This is a genomic window from Pseudoalteromonas translucida KMM 520, from assembly GCF_001465295.1.
Lineage (GTDB): Bacteria > Pseudomonadota > Gammaproteobacteria > Enterobacterales > Alteromonadaceae > Pseudoalteromonas > Pseudoalteromonas translucida.
Genome location: NZ_CP011035.1, coordinates 111,336 through 129,695 on the forward strand (window position 1 = coordinate 111,336; position 18,360 = coordinate 129,695).

Sequence of the window (18,360 nt, forward strand, 5' to 3'; positions counted from 1 at the left end):
CAATAGTTTGATTTTAAGCGCTAATTTAAAATATATCTACTGTGGGCTACTCAATTACCATTAGACTGCGATATTCGTCGTAGGCAAATTGATCGGTCATGCCGCTTATATAATCTTGAATTAACCGGCAGCGGTAATAAAACTCATAGGCGGTAAAGTGATCAGGCTCTTCTTGCATAGCATCTATGGCGTGCTGATAGCTGTTTAAGTGCTTTTTAGAAAGCTTTTTAACCAGTCGCGATTCTATTAATAAGCGCGAGTCGCCATTGAGCGCACGTTTAAAATCGTCACTGCTTAATAATAGCAGTGGTTTGTAGCAATCGAGCAGGCCGTTAATAATACGATAGCCTTGTAGTTCGAGTTTTTCTACTTCTTTGTTCGAAAATACATACTCAAGCGCCACTTGTTTAAGGGTTATGGTGAGTGCGTGTAAATAGCTGCGATCCTCAAGTAGTGCTTGGTTAAAATCGCCATGATAAATGGGTTCTATATGTTTAATAAAGCGTTTAGCCGCATGATTAACTAACGGATGCAGCAGCGCTACGCGTAAGTATATAAAAAATTCACTATTAAAATTATAAGGTTGTGCGCGGGCACGCTCAAGTGCGTAGTCTACGGCTTTATTTACAAAATCTTGATGTTGGCAGTCGTCGATAGTGAGGTTTATAAGTACTTTTGTATAATGACTTTTAAGCTTTTGGCATAATAGCTCGGTGCTTATTATGTCTTTTTCTACGGCGTCTTCTATATCGGCTATGCAATAGGAAATATCATCGGCGGCTTCCATAATATAACTTGCGGGGTGGCGGCAATACGGCTGAATTTCAAGCTCAGTTTGTAGTGCCTCTACAAAGTTTTTTTCGCTGTAGTAGTAACCAACCTTTTTCATTAAATAGCTTTTATTTTGTGGTATCTCTTTTTTGTCGAGCGCTGCAGGGCGGGTATACTTTAAAATACCGGCACTTTGGCTGTAGGTTAAATTAAGTAATTGTAATGAATGAATAATACGTATGCCTTGGGCGTTGCCTTCAAAGCTGCAAATGTCGTGTGCTAGGCTTTTAAAAACAACCCCAATACCAGAGTTAGGCTGTTTACAGCGCTCGGGCGTTACACTTGCTAAATTATTATTAAACCAATGGTTTATGGCGGCTTCACCAAAGTGACCAAACGGCGGATTGCCTATATCGTGCATTAGGCAGGCCATTTCAACTAGGCTTTCTAACGGCCGCTCTAGCTCGGTGAGCCCGTAGTCTTGCTGTTGCTGATAACTTAGTGATGCAAAAATACGTTGTACTATAAAGCGCCCTACTTGTTGTACTTCTAACGAGTGGGTAAGGCGTGAACGTACCGCGGCGTTGCGCTCTAGCGGAAACACTTGGGTTTTTTGTTGTAGGCGACGAATAGCGGCGCTGTTTATAATTCGGCCCCGATCGCTCTCTAGTGCCATTTGTAAGTTAGCGGTAGTGCGATACATACGTGCGGGGGTTATTTTTTTACTAAAATCGATCATCATCTTGTCCTTTTGTAAGCTGATGACAGGCATAGTTTTAGCGCATCGTCATAGGTTTTTCATTAATTTGGTTTAATCTATCAGTTTGTATCTTAAATTAATATATTGCTTTAAGATCGAATAACAAAGCAGGTTTTTAGATGTCAGGTAAAGATTAGCCCAGTGCGGTGATTGTAGGTAGGCGGGAGTTTACCTCGCGCTGTTACTTTGTAGGCGCATAGCTTGCTGGCGCGAAAAGCGTAGCTTTTAATTTTTAGCGCTTCAGTAGAGATGAGCCAAACGCGCTCATTTGCACACATATTTTATAAATAAACGTAATGTTAAACAGGGTATTAAAATGAAACAGTGGATTATAAAGGCAATATCGGTTTGCCTTTTATTAGGGATGAGTAATGCGTTTGCCGCAAAAGAGCAAACTGTAGTACTTATATCAATTGATGGTATGCGCTGGGATTATATAGAAAAACATGGTGCGCCTAATTTAAAAGCAATGGGTGAGCGCGGTGTTAGAGCGCAAAAGTTGATTCCGGTTTATCCTACTAAAACGTTTCCTAACCACATTTCAATTATTACCGGCTTACTCCCTGTTAATCATGGCATTGTTGACAATAGATTTTGTGATAAAGCCCGTAATAATGAATGTTATAGCATGGGTAAAGGCTTTACCGATAGTACTTGGGTTAGCGGTACGCCGTTGTGGAACCTGGCTAAAATGCAGGGGCTTAAATCGGCGGTTTATTTTTGGCCTGAGTCGGATGCGCGTTTTAACGGCATGACCCCTGATTACTATTTTCATTACTCGCAGCATAGTGACTACCAAGACCGGGTTGATCAAATCGTGCAGTGGTTAAGTTTACCTAAAGCGCAGCGCCCACGGTTTGTGGCAGGTTATTTTTCATTGGTAGATAGCATGGGGCATAAATATGGGCCCGATGCGATTCAAACGCGCGATGCAGTTAAACAACTCGATGAGTTAATGGGGCAGTTACAAACACGTTTAAACAAATTAGATCAAGAAGTAAACTTAGTGATAGTGTCGGATCATGGTATGGCGCAGCTTGATCCAGCTAAAAGCATATTAGTTAGTAGTTTACCTAAAGATGACAACTTTTTAGTAAAAAACACTGGCCCGCGATTACTTATTTATACAAAACCAGAGGCGGTTAATGCCGATGTTGAGGGCTATAAAGCGCGTTTACAACAAGCAGCTAAAGGGCGTTATACGGTATTAACGGCTGAGCAGTTAGCGGGCTATCATTATGATAAAGGCACCCGTGTAGGCGATATTGTAGTGCAAACAACGGCACCGGCAATATTTGCTAGTTCAGAAAAAGCAGGCCCTATAGGTACCCACGGTTATGCTTATACCGATGATATGGCTGCAACCTTTTTAGCTGTTGGCCCTGCGTTTAAAAAGGGCATGAGTATTGAGCAAGTTAATAACTTAGATATTTATCCGGTGTTGGCAAAAATAATGGGGCTAAAACTACTCAGTAAAACCGACGGCGACGGTAAAAGCTTAATGCCCGCTGTGCAGCGAAAAATGATAGTACATTAATCTGTAGTCTAAAAATAACAGCTTAGGCTGTAAACTACATAATACCTAAGCGGCTAATTAGCCGCTTTTTTATGCCTGTAAACTGACATGACTATTTTTCACTCAAATTAGACCTCTTGCTAATTGCAAAGTATTTAACCGCCACGTATGTTAAAAAATATAACAATAATAAATAGAGAAACTTATGGCAGGGATTGATCAGTTAGTTAGCCGTGTAATGGCAGGGTTGGTGGCCGTTATTATTGGTTTTACCAGCTCAGTAGCACTGATTTACCAGGTAGTTATTGTGCTTGGCGGTACGCCTGAGCTAGTAGCCAGCTGGATTTTAATGCTGGGCTTGGTAATGGGCAGCACCTCTATTATTTTATCGTATTATTATAAAGTGCCAATATTAATAGCGTGGTCGACCACGGGGGCTGCACTGCTAATTTCTACTGCCGATGGTTATAACCTAAATGAAGCTGTAGGGGCATTTATGCTCTGTGCACTATTGGTATTTTTATCGGGAGTGACGGGCTGGTTTGAAAAAGTTATGAACCGTATTCCGAGTGAGCTTGCTTGTGCCATGCTTGCGGGAGTATTAGTTACTTTTGGCATTGACGTATTTAACTTTATGAACGAATTACCGTTAATGATTGGCTTAATGGTATTAGTTTATTGTATAGGTAAACGTTACTTTGCACGTTTTACTATGTTAAGTGTACTAATAACCGGTGTGTTACTGGCGTGGAATATGGGCCATATTGATACCAGCAGCTTGCAATGGCAAGCCAGTAGTTTTGCTTATATAGCCCCCAGTTTTAATTTTCAGGCATTTATTAGTATTAGCATTCCTTTATATATAGTGACCATGACCTCACAAAACTTACCCGGTATTGCGGTACTAAAAGCCCATAATTATAAAGCGCCTATTTCGGCGTCACTCAATGTAACGGGTTTTATTAATTTAGTAACAGCGCCATTTGGCACCTATTCAATTAATTTAGCCGCCATAACGGCTGCCATTTGTATGAGTGAAGATGCAGATAAAAACCCCGATAAACGTTATTGGGCGAGCATAGCCGGTGGTGTTTTTTATATTATTATGGCGCTGTGCGCAGCAACATTAGTGGCCGTAGTGGCCAGCTTACCGCAAGCATTAATTTTAGCCTTAGCAGGTATTGCATTATTTGGCACCATTGCGTCAAGCCTACAGCAAGCGCTGCACAGCTCACAATATAGCGAAGCCGCCATAATTACATTTTTAGTCACCGCGTCAGATTTAACTCTGTGGTCGGTAGGTTCAGCCTGCTGGGGAATTATAGCCGGCGTATTAACGCTATTTATTATCCGTAAGGGTTAAAAGTAGGTTGTAGGGAAGCGATTAGGCGCTAGGTTTTAGGCGTATAAAAATTAAAAAATTCACCACTGGGTACTACTCCTTTGTGGTGAACTTTCACTTTGCTCCGTGCGCAAGGCACTAAGCAGACAAAAGGTTTTACTAAAAGTGCGATTAAACTACAGCTACAGCAAACCTATCTTAGTCAGTTAATACCTAAAGCCTGATATCTAAAACCTACTCTTTTGCTGCCTTTACAACATTGGTTTTAATATATCAAACATGGCGTCTATGTGATCGTCTCGCTCGTTTAGTGCTGCAATGTAACGGTATTTTTCACCGCCAGCATGTTCAAATATTTCACGGTTTTCGCCCTCTAATTCCTCGAGGGTTTCTAAGCAGTCAGCACTAAACGCAGGGCTAATTATGGCAATATCTTTTATGCCTTGTGCAGGAAAGCTTTCAAGCGTAGCGTCGGTATAAGGCTTTAACCATTCTGCTTTACCAAAGCGGCTTTGAAAGGTGCTTATTACTTGGTCTTTATCAAGGCCAAGCTTTTCCACGACTAAGCGCGTGGTTTGTAGGCATAAACAGTGATACGGATCGCCTCGTTCTAAAAACAGTTTAGGCATACCATGGTACGAAAAAACGAGTTTTTGTGGCATGCCATTGGCTGCTAAATCTTCGCTAATACTGTTGGCTAACGATTCTATGTAACGGGTGTTTTTGTGATAGCCGTTTATAAAATGTAGCTCAGGAACCCAACGCCATTTACGCAGCACGTTTGATACCGCGTCAAAGGTTGAGCCCGTAGTTGGGCTTGAGTATTGTGGGTATAACGGTAATACAATTATGCGCGTAAGGCCTTTATCACGAAGTTGTTCCAGCCCAGCTTCAATTGAAGGATTGCCGTAACGCATAGCCATAACCACTTCGGTATTGGTATAGCCATGCTCTTTTAATAGCGCATTTAATTTTAGGCTTTGCTGGCGAGTAATGTGGGTAAGTGGTGAGCCGTTTTCGGTCCATATACTTTCATAAAGCTTGGCAGAGCGTTTTGGGCGAATACGTAAAATAATACCATGGAGAATAATCATCCATACAAAACGTGGTATTTCTACAATACGTGGATCTGATAAAAACTCACGTAAATAAGTACGCAAAGCGCTTGCTGTTGGCGCATCAGGGCTGCCTAAGTTGGTAAGTAATATGCCTGTTTTTTGATTGAAACGCCCATCATGGGGATTATCGGTAACGGCAGAGAATCGCGACACGTTATGCTCCTTCAAGCAAAGTATTCAGAAATAACTATTAAGGCATAGTGTAACGAAAAAAAGCACTGTTTAGATCAATCATTTAGTTGTTTTAATTATAATTTAAAAAAATCAGCACGATTAGATACTTTGAGGTTGTTACTTTTTATGTAGAAACTAAAAAATGTTCCATTTTAGTGCACTGTAAACACCAGGTTACAGGCTGTAAAGCTAAGTAACCGCAGTTTGGCTGTAAAACGAGCAGTTTGCGAGTTGAAGACCAGTGTGAATAATACGTTAACTTTTTAATATTTAAAATAAAATGCTGAATTGTTGGTATTTTAATCGCTTTAAGGTGTTAATTTTCTATTTTGGAAGTTATTTGCATACATAGACTAATTATTTATGTGTTTTAGTATCTTTTTATTTATATATGTTGCTAGGATGTTGTCAGCAAGGTTTGTATGTAACAACCTTTCATAAATTATAAGAACACACAAAACAGGGTCGTCACTATGTCAACATATCGTTTAAATACACTCGCTGTTGCCGTTGCTTTTGCTTTTAGTGCACCAAGCATTGTTAACGCACAAGAAGCACCGGTTAAAGCTGTAAAAAACATTGAGCAAATATCAGTATTGGGGTCACGCGTATCTAATCGTACTTCTACTGAATCTTCATCTCCTATTGATTTAATTGACGCGGACGATCTAAATAAAGGTGGCTTTACCGAGCTTGGGCAAAGCTTGCAAGCAACCGCACCTTCATTTAACTTTTCGCGTACGCAAGTTTCAGACGGCTCTGATTTATTTAGACCTGCTACTTTACGTGGTTTACAGCCAGATCAAACATTAGTATTAATAAATGGTAAGCGTCGTCATAACCAAGCCATTTTTGGTTTAACAAGTACGGTTGGCGGTGGTTCGGCGGGTACCGATATGAATGCTATTCCGCTAGTTGCTTTAAAAGGTGTTGAAGTACTGCGCGATGGTGCTGCAGCACAGTATGGCTCTGATGCTATTGCAGGGGTTATTAACTTATCGCTTAATAACTCAACCGGCGTTACTACAGGTTATGTACAATATAGCGAAACAGGCGAAGGCGATGGCGAAACAGTATCGGTTGGTTTAAACCGCGGTTTTGATTTAGGCAGCGAAGGTGGATTTATTAATCTATCACTTGAGCACCGTGATGCCGAGGGCACTAACCGTGCAGAGCGCGATATTGGCGGTTCACTCGATGTAGCACCTGGTACGCTTTCTAAAGATGTACGCTGGAGCCAAGGTAATGCAGAGAGCGAATTTACCTCACTGTTTTATAATATGGCACTGCCAGTTGGTGGCGATAATGAGCTTTACTCATTTGGTGGCTATTCTGAACGTACCGCTTTAGGTAATGGTTTTTACCGAAACTTTGATGAAGCTGGTAAAAACGTAACTCAAGTATACGCAGATGGTTTTTTACCGCAGATTTTTAACGAAGCACAAGATATTTCAATTGCGCTTGGACTTAAAGGCGAAATAAATACCGACTGGGGATACGATGTATCGGCAGTGTATGGTGAAAACCAATACGATTTTACGTCGCGTAACAGCATTAATGCCTCGTATGCGGCAGAGTATGTTGCTAATAACCCAAATGCGAGTGACGCTGATATAGCGGCTAATGCGGGCCCAAGTGGTGGGTATTCAGGTGGCTTTCGCTTTGATCAAACTACAGTGAATGCCGATATTAATGGCATCATAGATATTGGTCGTAGTGAGCCTCTTTATTTGTCGTTTGGTGCAGAATATCGTAAAGAAAATTACGAAATAGTCCCAGGGGAAGAAGCTTCTTATGCGTGTGGCCTAGCTAACATGGATACCTCGTATCCGTCAGTTAACGATCCTAATCAATTTGCTGAGTGTGGTTTTCAAGCATATAACGGTTTGCGCCCTGAAGCGTCAAATTCACAAAGCCGCGACAGCTATGCATTTTATGTAGATGCTGAAACCATGATCACCGATGCATGGAACGTAAGTGGTGCACTGCGCTACGAAGATTTCTCGGATGCAGGCGATGATTTAATTGGTAAATTAGCAACGCGTTATGAATTTAATGATGACTTTGCTGTGCGCGCTGCTGCATCAACAGGCTTTAGAGCACCGTCGTTACAACAAAGTGGCTATACAGCGTTTACCACTAACTTAGGCTCAGACGGTACGTTAAGCCAATCGTTTACAGCAACCACAGGTTCGGCATTTCCTTCTGCTTTAGGGGTTAATAGTTTAGAGCTAGAAACATCTAAAAACTTAAGCGCAGGCTTTGTTTATGATGTAACCAGCGAGCTTTCGTTAACGGTTGATTTTTACCGTGTAGAAATTAAAGACCGTATAACGCTAGGTAGTTTATTGTCAGCAGACGATGTGGCATTTAGTGCAGAGGCAGTTGCTGCATTACAAGCAACCGGTGCAGTGCAAGCAAACTACTTCTCAAACTCTTTAGATTCAACTACGCAAGGTGTTGATATTATTGCATCTTACCGTACTGAACTGGACGGTGGTAACTTAGGTATTACTTTTGCGGGTAATCTAAACGAAACTAAAATTGATAATGTAAATGCAGCACCCGGTATTCCAAAAAATGTTGCGCTTGATGACATACAAAGCAGCTTTTTAACGGACGGCCAACCAGGTGAGCGTGGTACGTTAACCTTTGATTATGAGCGCGATGCTTATAGTTCAATGATACGCTTTAACTACTTTGGCGAAACCGATGTTAAATATTTTGCTAACGACCATATTTCGTTACCTGGGTTTTTATCACCTACGGGTTCATTTAAGCCTACCAGTACGGTTGAATCAGCAGTATTGGTTGATTTAAACGTGACTTACCAAATTAACGATACGTTTGCAGTATCGGTTGGTGCTGATAACGTATTTGACGAAACGCCAGATGAATTAGGTGATGATGAAGTACTTAACTTTATCTCTAATGGCGGATTTAAATACCCATTACGTGCCGTACCTTATGGTTTTGATGGCCGTACCTACTATGCAAAATTAAGCTTTAGCTTTTAATATTTAGCTAAACAGTAACAAGCGCAGTTATTTACTGCGCTTTTTTTTGCCTTAATTTTATACTAATAAGGGCAGTGAAATAGGGGGAAAGGGGGGGTGACATATTTTTTAAATAGCGCTTTAAATCACTTGCAAGCTTGTAAATTAAGCATACAATCGCCACTTATAAGTAACATACAATCTATTTTATAATTAGTTGGTTTATAGGAAAAATGATGACTAAAAAATCGAAAACAAAAACGGCCACTAACAGCGCCGTAGATACTGGCCGCGGTGTTATAAGGCACAATGCGTTGGCTGCACTGGTTACCTCTAAAGTGTTTAAACCACAAGTGGTTAAAGCTAAAAAAGGTAAAGGCTCTTTTAAGCGCAGCAACAAGCATTCAGGACAAGAGTCCTATTTAATCGCCGCTTAAATAGCTGTGATCAAATAGGGCTTTTAGTTAAAAATTAGGTGCTAGATAGGTTAAACAAATACTTTGGCTTTCAAAGCTAATCACTACCTAAGCTTGCTCTACCCCGCAAAATGAAAAAGCGGACTGACAGCCCAAATGGCCGACAGTCCGCTGTTATCATAACATAGGAGCTTGATGCTCAAATACTAGACGTTATGCTGCTTTAAAACAGTATACTGCAAGTTTGTTACCGTCTAAATCACGAGTATAAGCAGCGTAGGCATTTGGAGCCCAACCGCGAGTACCCGGTGCGCCTTCATCAGGGCAACCTGCAGCTAAAGCCGCAGCATGGAAAGCATCTATTGATGCACGATCAGGTGCTTCAAAGCTAAGCATAGTGCCGTTACCCATAGTTGCAGGCTGGCCGTTGGCAGGTTTTAGTACAAAGAAAGACGGTGCGTCTACGCCCCAAATTGAACCATTGTCATCTAAATCTGCAATGCGCTTAAGACCAATAATACTTAATACGTTGTCGTAAAAGGCGCGAGCCTTGTTTAAATCGTTTGTGCCTACTGTTGTATGTGTGTATATACTCATAGTGTATTCTCCGAAAATTTAATAAAATTTATTTAGGTGTAAACATGCTATCTGCAGTGCGGTGTGCGGTATAAACGGCTTCACCATCACTTTGAGCATCAAATATAACGGTAACATTAGGCGTGAAAAGTACAACGTCGCCTACTTCTGCTACATATTTATTGCCTTGTAAATCGCGCATCACAATTTTGCCTTTAGTGATTACTTTGTATTCTACAAATTCATAAACAAATTCGAATTCAACGCCAGGCTGCATAGCAAAAAAACCAACCGTTAAGCCGTTTGAGTTATCGGTGACTGTCAGCTCTGCCATCTGACTTTTTAAATCTTTAACTTCAAGCAAGCCCGCAAGATCGTTAAGTTTATAAGTGCCCGCTTTAAATAATTGAATGCTTGGCTCTTGAGCAAGTTTAGTGGTAACAGATTGAGTCATTATTGTGATCCTAATATGCTGTACTGAAACATCAGTATCTATAAATTATGTGTTTTGTTTTAATGCTTAGCGTCAGTGCATTGCTGCTGTTTGACCCATGAGCCGTACTTTACATTGTTTATCACAAATGATAACCGGCATAAAAATCAAATAACTTTTACCTAGTGGTAACAATGTAGAAAAATTAAAGGTGGGGGAATAAATAGGTTAACGGTAATAAATTAAATATCAGCAAAGGCTCGCCAAGTAAGATATTGATAGTGGTAGGTAGAAATTTATTGGTGTGTGTTTGCGGTTACCAGCACACCAAACTGCGGTGCGGGCAGGCGGTGCGCGGTAGAGCTGGCATGAAATTAAAGCTTAATAAAAAAGCACGATGTAAAAATCGCACTTACAAGTAAACCCAAACACCGAGCTTGGCTAATCTCTACCTAAAACTTGAGACCTAAAGCCAGTACTTTCCCTTAAATTTTTGTTGTTGAATCTCGCACTAAAAGTTCGGGAGTGTAGTGCTTTATAATATCGCGGGTGTCGCCATTGCGAATTTGTGCAATGAGTAAGTTAGCGGCATCTTCGGCTATTTTATTATTAGGTTGATCTGCTGTAGTGAGCTTTGGCCAAGTTTGACGCGAAAACGGGCTGTTTTCAAACCCGGTAATAGAGAGCTGCTTAGGTACGTCAATATCCATTAATCGCGCAGCAAATAATGCACCAGCGGCTATTTCATCATTACAAGAGACTATGGCAGTGGGTTTGTTTGTTTGATTTATTAATGTAGTAGCCCCAGCAACACCTGAGTCGAACGAATACTCACCGGCAATAATAAGGTGTGGATCTAGGGCAATATTGTATTGCTTGAGAGCTGCTTTGTATCCCTCTAACCGCTCAGTTGTTGAGTTATGCTCAGCTCCCCCAGCTAAAAAGCCGATTTTATTATGACCATTATTGATTAAGTGTTCGGTAATTGCTTTTGAGGCAAGATTATCGTCAATCATAATGCAGGGAGTTAATGTATCTGGGGCGCTGTGCCCTGAAAGAATACGCACAATTTTAATATCAAGTTGAGTTAGTTGCTCAACAAAGTTAGGCATTTCTGAAAAGGGGGGGGTGAGAATAATGCCGGCAATACGCGTACGTTTTACCATGCTGGTAACTTCGTTAATTATATCGACTTCTTTTGCATCGCATGGATGTATAAGTAGTTCAAAGCCTTGTTTTTTACATGCATTTAATATCCCTCTTTGCATGTCAATAATATAGTAAGCATTAGGATTATCGTATATGTAGGCGATACTATAAGACTTTGTGCCCGCTAAGCTACGCGCTGCTAAATTTGGGTGATAGTTTAGCTCACTGACCGATTGCATTACTTTTTCACGCGTGTTCTGACGTACGGAGGCTTCGTTATTCATAACTCGCGATACGGTTTTTATTGATACACCCGCATGTTTAGCTACGTCGTTTATAGTCGTTTTCATATAGTTAATATACCTTTAAATGCTATTTTTGGTATTGAGTTTATTTGCTTGTACTAGGACCTGTTGACCTTTGCGGATTCAAATTTGTTCAAACTAGTGGCGATTTAATCGCGACGCGAGATTTGTAACCTAGTGGGCTCGATAACTGCTCCTGCGTTATTCTACTGGCTTACATCCATGTAAGTAAAAAAGAGTCAATTTCCTTTAGGCAGAGCTCTTCGGGCAGCGCATGTTTGGCATTGATGCTGCGTTATCGCCTATTTATGGGGAATAACCACACCACATAGACTCTGCCTTGCTTAAATACCAAGCAGACTGCTGTAAATTCAACCTTGAAAGATAAACAGCCCCTAATAGTTATTAGGCTATTAACAGTACTACGATTATTTTTATAGACGGTTAAATTATAAAGAAATACGCTGAAATTGACAGCTAATTTGCATACGGCACTGATTATTAATTATGCTACTTGATAGTTTAAATACCTTTTAATACAAGATGATAATGTTTTTTTAAAGCTTCGATGTGAATTTATTGTGTATATTATGTGTTTGTATGTAGCTATAAAAATAAAAACACGGTAAAGTCACTCACAAATGACAGCGTTGTCATGAGGTTTTAGTTAATATTACTGTTTTTAGCTCTTTATTACTTTTTTAAAAAGTAACAAAGTTAAGTTACTGCCAACTTTTAGTTTATTTACTAACCTCTCCTTAAAATTTAATGCATAAAAATCAACATAAACTTATCAATTTAAGGTGTTTTAATCACCTTAATCGATAAGTAATAGGGTATGTTTATTAAGCAGCCTAGTTAGTTACATAAAGTGAGAGAAAAGTATGCCGATAAAATTATTACTCATTTACTGCTGTATAGCGTTTGGCATAACAGCCTGTCAAAGCAACACTGAAGATACTGCAAAAATTAAAAAACAGACACTTGAACCTGCCACAAATACTGCAATTGACATAATTGCACAAACGTTACAAGTTAAATATCAGCAAAGCGATAACCGCCCGTCTGCAAAGTGTGATCAGCAAATTGCCAATGGCAATTGTTATAAAGTGAATTTACAGTTAACAGCAAATAATAGTATTAACTATACGCAGTGGAGGGTTTATTTTAGCCAAATAACACCAATTCAAACCGCGATAAGTGATGAGTTCACTATTAAACACGTTAATGGTGATTTACATGTTATAGAGCTTAGCGAGCAATTTAAGGGTTTTAAAGCCGGCGAAACTAAAACAATTACCTTTTATGCTGACTTTTGGTCATTATCAGAATCTGATGCAATGCCAAATTATATTGCGGTTAATAATAATGACTATGCGCAAGTTATTAATAGTACCAAAGTAACGCAGGATGCTGATACAGGGTTAGAAAACCGACCTTATGTTGTGCCGTATACAGATTTAGAGCGTCAATTTAAGCGCACCAAAAATGATAAAACACAATGGTTAACCGCTGAGAGTTTATACGAACGTAATAAAAACTATGACTTTACGGCGTTTATAAACAACAAAAACAGCTTAAGTAAGACCATTGCCCAGCAAATTATTCCTACTCCCACCAAAGCAACCTTTAGTAACACAGCAACACTTGACGTTAGCTCGGGCTTAAATTTTCATTTTAATAATATAAATACAAAATCGGTAGCTGCGGCAATATCACGTTTTGAGCAGTTAGGAATACAGCAAGTTAAAAGCACAGCGGCTGTTAGTGTTAATTTAGCCTTAGTAGCCGATAGCACTCAGCCAAACGGCCGTTATACTTTAGCAATTAAGCCAGATGCAATTTATATAGAAGCGGGTGATGAATCGGGCGTATTTTACGCCATTCAAAGCTTGGCGAGTTTATATAAAATGGGCCAGAGCACACTGCCGGTAGGTACAGTTACCGATCAGCCGCATTACCAGTTTAGAGGTGTTTTAGTTGATGTGGCGCGTAATTTTCGTGATAAAGAATTTATTTTAAAGCTACTTGATCAAATGGCGGCTTATAAGCTTAATAAATTGCATTTACACTTAGGTGATGATGAAGCGTGGCGCCTAGAAATTCCATCGTTGCCAGAGCTTACTGAAATAGGTGCAAAACGTTGTTTTGATACTACAGAGCAGCACTGTTTAATGCCACAATTAGGTGCAGGTGTTGATCCCTCAAGTAGCGTAAATGGTTATTACTCTGTTGCTGACTATCAACAAATACTTAAAGCAGCGAGTGCGCGGCACATTCAAGTGATCCCTTCGCTAGATATGCCTGGGCATTCGCGTGCGGCCATTAAAGCGATGACAGCGCGTTATAATTATTACATGCAAAAAGGTGATAAGTTAAAAGCTGAGCAATTTTTGTTACACGATCCCCTTGATACAACAGTATATTCGTCGGTTCAACATTATAACGATAACACTATTAATGTGTGTTTAGAGTCGTCTTATGCGTTTATAGCTGAGGTAATGCAACAAGTAAAAAATATTCACCATGAAGCGCAGCATCCATTAACTCGCTACCATATTGGTGCCGATGAAACCGCAGGTGCTTGGGTATCATCTGTGGCTTGTAATACTTTTATTAAAGAAAATACCTTAGGTATTACCAAAGTATCTCAGTTAGGCAGTCATTTTATAGAACGCATAGCGGGTATGTTAGCGAGTATGGAAATTGAAACCGCTGCTTGGAGCGACGGCTTATCGCATACAGAACCGCAAAAAATGCCCCCAGTAGTGCAAGCCAATAGTTGGGGATTATTAATGTGGAATGGACATCAGCAGGCTCACAATTTTGTAAATCAAAAGTGGCAAGTAGTGCTTTCAACTCCTGACGTTTTATATTTTGATTTTCCTTATGAAGCAGATCCTAAAGAGCATGGTTATTATTGGGGATCGCGCCAAATTAATAGTGAAAAAGTATTTCAATTTATGCCCGACAACCTGCCTGTGCATGCTGAGTTTTGGTTAGACAGGGAAGATAACCCTTATGTTGCCGACGATACGTTAAAAGTAAATGAGCAAGGAGGCGTCATTTCAGCTCCGCTGGCTAAAAATAAAGCATTTTTAGGTATACAGGGACAATTATGGAGCGAAAATATTCGCAGTAATAATATGGCTGAATATAAGCTTTTTCCGCGGTTATTATCCTTAGCTGAGCGGGCATGGCATAACGCGAATTGGGCTGTACCATACAACCATAATGGCGGTGTTTATAGCCAAAATAGCCATCACTTTACTAAGCAATTAAAGCAACAACGAGATCAACAATGGCTTACTTTTGCAGCCACCATGGGCTTAAAAGAGTTTGCTAAATTAGAAGCTGCAAAAGTACATTATCGAATTCCAAGTGTTGGCGCCAAAATTGAGAGCGGCGTGCTTTATGCCAATATTGCCTTTCCAGGTTTATTACTTGAATACCAAACATTAGACGGTCAATGGCATGATTATAAGCACCCCGTTGCTGTGAATAATGATGTATTTGTTAGAGCTAAAGTTGCCTCGGGTATTCGCTATGGGCGCATGTTAAAAGTAACATTTAATTGATCCACTGACCTTTTGATTAAAAAGATTACAAAAAAGTAATGAATATGTAAATAAAGCAAATGACAACGCTGTCATTTGTGTTAGTATTATATTTATTACAATCTAAGAGTCGTTGTTTTATTAAGGTTGATTGCAGCGGGATTGAACACAATTAGAGGTGAAAATGTTCACAAGTGGTATTAATAAAAATGAACTTTTTATAGGGATAGATGGCGGCGGAACTAAATGTAAAGCTGTTATTGTTAACGCTAAAAATGAAGTGTTAGGCAGTGGTATTGCAGGCCCAGGTAATCCTTTACATGGGTTTGAGCAGGCGACTACCTCTATAGAGCAGTCGGCACGTTTAGCGTTACAAGATGCGGGCTTAACAGATGTTGCGCTATCAGAGTTAATCGCAGGTGTAGGTTTAGCAGGTGTTAATTTACCTAGCTTATTTGTACAAATGCAGCAATGGCAGCATCCCTTTAAAAACATGCATTTAACCACTGATTTAGTGATTGCCTGTTTAGGCGCTCACCATAGCGAGGAAGGCGCTGTAATAATTACCGGTACAGGTTCATGTGGCTTTTCATTTGTGAAAAATAAATCATTTATGTTGGGAGGACATGGGTTTCCTCATGGCGATAAAGGCAGCGGTGCCTGGATTGGTTTTGTTGCCTGCCAGCAGGTATTAATGGCGCTTGATACGTTAACACCACAAACCACTTTAACGAATTTAGTGCAGTCTCATTTAAAGGTTAATAATACGATGCAAATGGTTGAAGTGATTGCTAATAAGCCAGCCACTTTTTATGCGCAAATAGCAGGGTGTGTTTTTAGCGCTGCAGCAAAAAATGATGCTATTGCAATAGCGATTATAAAAGATGGTGCAAGTTACATTAGCGATATTGCCCGTAAATTATTAGCACAAACCCCGCCAAGACTTGCATTAATTGGCGGCTTATCAGAGGTCATGACGCCTTGGCTAGACGCCGATATACAAAATAAATTATCAGCCCCTTTATCGCCGCCAGAAATTGGTTCGGTACTGTATGCCAAACAGCAACAAGTTAAATAATTTACGCTTAGGTTAAATACTTAATATAGGATTAATTATGTTTCAAACATTAATGGAAAAAGAAGCTGCGCAAGCGCCAGATATTATTCAGCAACAGCTTATTGCTAATCAATTATTAGTTGAAAAAGTAGGTCAAAAGCTACGTGAATTTGCACCTAAAATGGTTATGATGATTGGCCGTGGATCGTCGGATCATGCTGGTGTATTTGGGAAGTATTTAATTGAAATTGAAGCGGGTATTCCGGTTAGTTCAGCAGCACCTTCAATAGCGAGTGTGTATGGTAAGTCGTTAAACTTAAAAGATGCATTAGTTATTGTAATTTCTCAGTCAGGACGCAGTCCAGATATTATTGCGCAGGCCGAAATGGCTAAAAAATCAGGCGCTTACTGTATTGCTTTAGTAAACGATGAAAGCTCACCACTGCGAGACATAGTGGATGAAATTATACCGCTAAAAGCAGGAAATGAAATGTCGGTAGCCGCAACTAAAAGTTATTTAGCAACGCTGTCTGCTTTAGTACATATAGTGGCAAATTGGACGCAAAACCAGCCATTAATTGCGGCGTTAAATGAACTGCCTACAGCAATGAAAACCATGGTTGAATCACCAGTGCAACTTACCCCATCTGCCCTTGAAGGGGTTAAAAATATGGTGGTGTTGGCGCGCGGCTTAGGGTTTTCTATAGCCAAAGAAATGGCCTTAAAACTTAAAGAAGTGTGCGCTATTCATGCTGAGTCATTCAGTAGTGCAGAGTTTTTACATGGGCCAGTGACGCTAGTTGAACAAGGTCTCGTTATTTTAAATTGTGCTGTGGCTGATGAAACAGCCTCCTCGCACCAGTTGCAAATAAATGAAGTGGGTCAACGTGGTGCTCAATTAGTGCAATTAAATCAAAATAATATTACGATTCACCCGCGCTTAGCACCATTTTTGGTATTACAACGCTTTTACTTAGATGTAGCAAAGGTTGCACTTAGCAGAGGTTTTAATCCAGATGAGCCCAAAGGGCTTAAAAAAGTAACAAGGACCTTATAAATGTCACTACAACGTATTTATGTAAAACAATTTTTTGATGGAGAAAGCTTTATTAAAAACAAAGTATTGTCTATTGAAAATAGCATCATTATTAGTATTGATGACGATTTACAACAATATGATGAAAAGTTAGCTGGCTTAGTGGCACCGGGTTTTATTGATTTACAAGTAAATGGTGGTGGCGGTGTGTTATTTAACAACACGCTTTCGGTAGAGGGAGTTAACGCCATGTTGTTAGCTCATGCAAAATATGGCACAACCGCTATGTTGCCTACCTTGATCACCGATACTGTTGAGGTAATGCAACAGGCTGCAGATGCGATTGCAGCGGCTATCGCACAAAAAGTACCGGGCATTATAGGTATTCATTTTGAAGGGCCGCATTTATCGGTAGCAAAAAAAGGGGCGCATAGCGAAGCATTTATTCGTCCTATTTCGGCCCAAGAATGGCAAATATTATCGCGCCAAGACTTAGGTAAAGTAATTGTTACTTTAGCGCCTGAAAATGTTTTAACTAGCGATATAGTTAAAATGCGCGAACTCGGTATTCATGTTTGCTTAGGCCACACTAATGCAAGTTATGCAGTTGCTCAACAGGCAGTAGATGCTGGCGCAACGGGGTTTACTCATTTGTATAATGCAATGTCTGCACTGCAAGGGCGCGAGCCCGGTGTAGTAGGTTGTGCATTACTTAATGATAATACCAGTTGCGGATTGATTGTTGATGGTTATCATGTTGATTTTGCATCGTGCCGTTTGGCATTAAAAGCTAAGCCAAAAGGCAAGGTGTTTTTAGTAACCGATGCTATGCCTCCAGTGGGAACCAAAGACACTGAATTTGCATTTTTTGACCGCACTGTTTATTTGCATGACGGTAAATTAACGTCAACCACAGGTGAGCTTGCTGGATCTGTTTTAGATATGGCAACCGCGGTAAGAAATTGCGTTAATTATTTACATGTACCGTTCTCAGAAGCGCTAAAAATGGCCAGTGTATATCCGGCTAAGTATATAGGTTTGCCAGCTCAATACGGACGATTAGTAGTAGGGAGTCGAGCCGATTTTGTGGAGTTAAATGATCAACAACAAGTAACTAGCACCTGGATTGGCGGTGCTCAGCTTTTTTAAAAAAT

At 40.1% G+C, this 18,360-nt stretch carries 13 protein-coding genes; 8 read left to right on the plus strand and 5 right to left on the minus strand.

The window, feature by feature from the left end; translation table 11 throughout:
• Positions 1–46 precede the first annotated feature (46 nt).
• Positions 47–1,513 carry a dGTPase gene (gene dgt / locus PTRA_RS16095; protein WP_058374698.1) on the minus strand — a complete coding sequence of 489 codons (1,467 nt, stop codon included), beginning with the start codon at positions 1,511–1,513 and terminating at the stop codon, positions 47–49.
• A 334-nt stretch (positions 1,514–1,847) separates the two neighbouring features.
• Here dgt and PTRA_RS16100 point away from each other — a divergent pair, with 334 nt between their 5' ends.
• Together PTRA_RS16100 and PTRA_RS16105 are read left to right on the plus strand one after the other, a co-directional pair.
• Positions 1,848–3,068, plus strand: a complete 1,221-nt coding sequence (locus tag PTRA_RS16100; protein WP_058374699.1) for an alkaline phosphatase family protein — start codon at positions 1,848–1,850, stop codon at positions 3,066–3,068.
• A gap of 184 nt (positions 3,069–3,252) precedes the next feature.
• Positions 3,253–4,410, plus strand: coding sequence for a benzoate/H(+) symporter BenE family transporter (locus PTRA_RS16105; protein ID WP_058374700.1), 1,158 nt, complete (start codon positions 3,253–3,255; stop codon positions 4,408–4,410).
• Between the two features lie 230 nt (positions 4,411–4,640).
• Here the strand turns inward: PTRA_RS16105 and hemH are convergent, their stop codons facing one another.
• A complete protein-coding gene (gene hemH, locus PTRA_RS16110; protein WP_058374701.1) occupies positions 4,641–5,660 on the minus strand; it encodes a ferrochelatase in 1,020 nt (339 codons plus the stop codon).
• A 494-nt stretch (positions 5,661–6,154) separates the two neighbouring features.
• On the opposite strand from hemH, the gene PTRA_RS16115 reads away from it, so the two are divergent.
• Both PTRA_RS16115 and arfA read left to right on the plus strand, forming a co-directional pair.
• Positions 6,155–8,698 (plus strand): TonB-dependent receptor plug domain-containing protein, encoded by a 2,544-nt coding sequence (locus PTRA_RS16115; RefSeq protein ID WP_058374702.1) that lies wholly within the window; start codon positions 6,155–6,157, stop codon positions 8,696–8,698.
• 215 nt (positions 8,699–8,913) lie between these two features.
• Positions 8,914–9,114 (plus strand): ribosome alternative rescue factor ArfA, encoded by a 201-nt coding sequence (gene arfA / locus PTRA_RS16120; RefSeq protein WP_058374703.1) that lies wholly within the window; start codon positions 8,914–8,916, stop codon positions 9,112–9,114.
• Positions 9,115–9,306: 192 nt separating this feature from the next.
• Here arfA and PTRA_RS16125 read toward each other — a convergent pair whose 3' ends face one another.
• From PTRA_RS16125 to PTRA_RS16135, 3 genes are all read right to left on the minus strand, one after another.
• Complete coding sequence (locus PTRA_RS16125; protein ID WP_058374704.1) at positions 9,307–9,690, minus strand: VOC family protein; 384 nt, start codon at positions 9,688–9,690, stop codon at positions 9,307–9,309.
• Between the two features lie 28 nt (positions 9,691–9,718).
• On the minus strand, positions 9,719–10,123 hold the full coding sequence (locus PTRA_RS16130) for a cupin domain-containing protein (RefSeq protein ID WP_011329756.1): 405 nt from the start codon (positions 10,121–10,123) through the stop codon (positions 9,719–9,721).
• A 464-nt stretch (positions 10,124–10,587) separates the two neighbouring features.
• A complete protein-coding gene (locus tag PTRA_RS16135) occupies positions 10,588–11,601 on the minus strand; it encodes a LacI family DNA-binding transcriptional regulator (protein ID WP_058374705.1) in 1,014 nt (337 codons plus the stop codon).
• An 839-nt stretch (positions 11,602–12,440) separates the two neighbouring features.
• On the opposite strand from PTRA_RS16135, the gene PTRA_RS16140 reads away from it, so the two are divergent.
• The 4 genes from PTRA_RS16140 to nagA all read left to right on the plus strand — a co-directional run bounded on the left by PTRA_RS16140 (position 12,441) and on the right by nagA (position 18,355).
• On the plus strand, positions 12,441–15,134 hold the full coding sequence (locus tag PTRA_RS16140; protein ID WP_058374706.1) for a family 20 glycosylhydrolase: 2,694 nt from the start codon (positions 12,441–12,443) through the stop codon (positions 15,132–15,134).
• A 163-nt stretch (positions 15,135–15,297) separates the two neighbouring features.
• Positions 15,298–16,191 (plus strand): N-acetylglucosamine kinase, encoded by an 894-nt coding sequence (gene nagK, locus PTRA_RS16145; RefSeq protein WP_058374707.1) that lies wholly within the window; start codon positions 15,298–15,300, stop codon positions 16,189–16,191.
• A 37-nt stretch (positions 16,192–16,228) separates the two neighbouring features.
• A complete protein-coding gene (gene nagB-II, locus PTRA_RS16150) occupies positions 16,229–17,227 on the plus strand; it encodes a glucosamine-6-phosphate deaminase NagB-II (RefSeq protein ID WP_058374708.1) in 999 nt (332 codons plus the stop codon).
• Positions 17,228–18,355, plus strand: coding sequence for an N-acetylglucosamine-6-phosphate deacetylase (gene nagA, locus PTRA_RS16155; RefSeq protein WP_058374709.1), 1,128 nt, complete (start codon positions 17,228–17,230; stop codon positions 18,353–18,355). It begins immediately after the preceding gene.
• Positions 18,356–18,360: the final 5 nt, after the last annotated feature.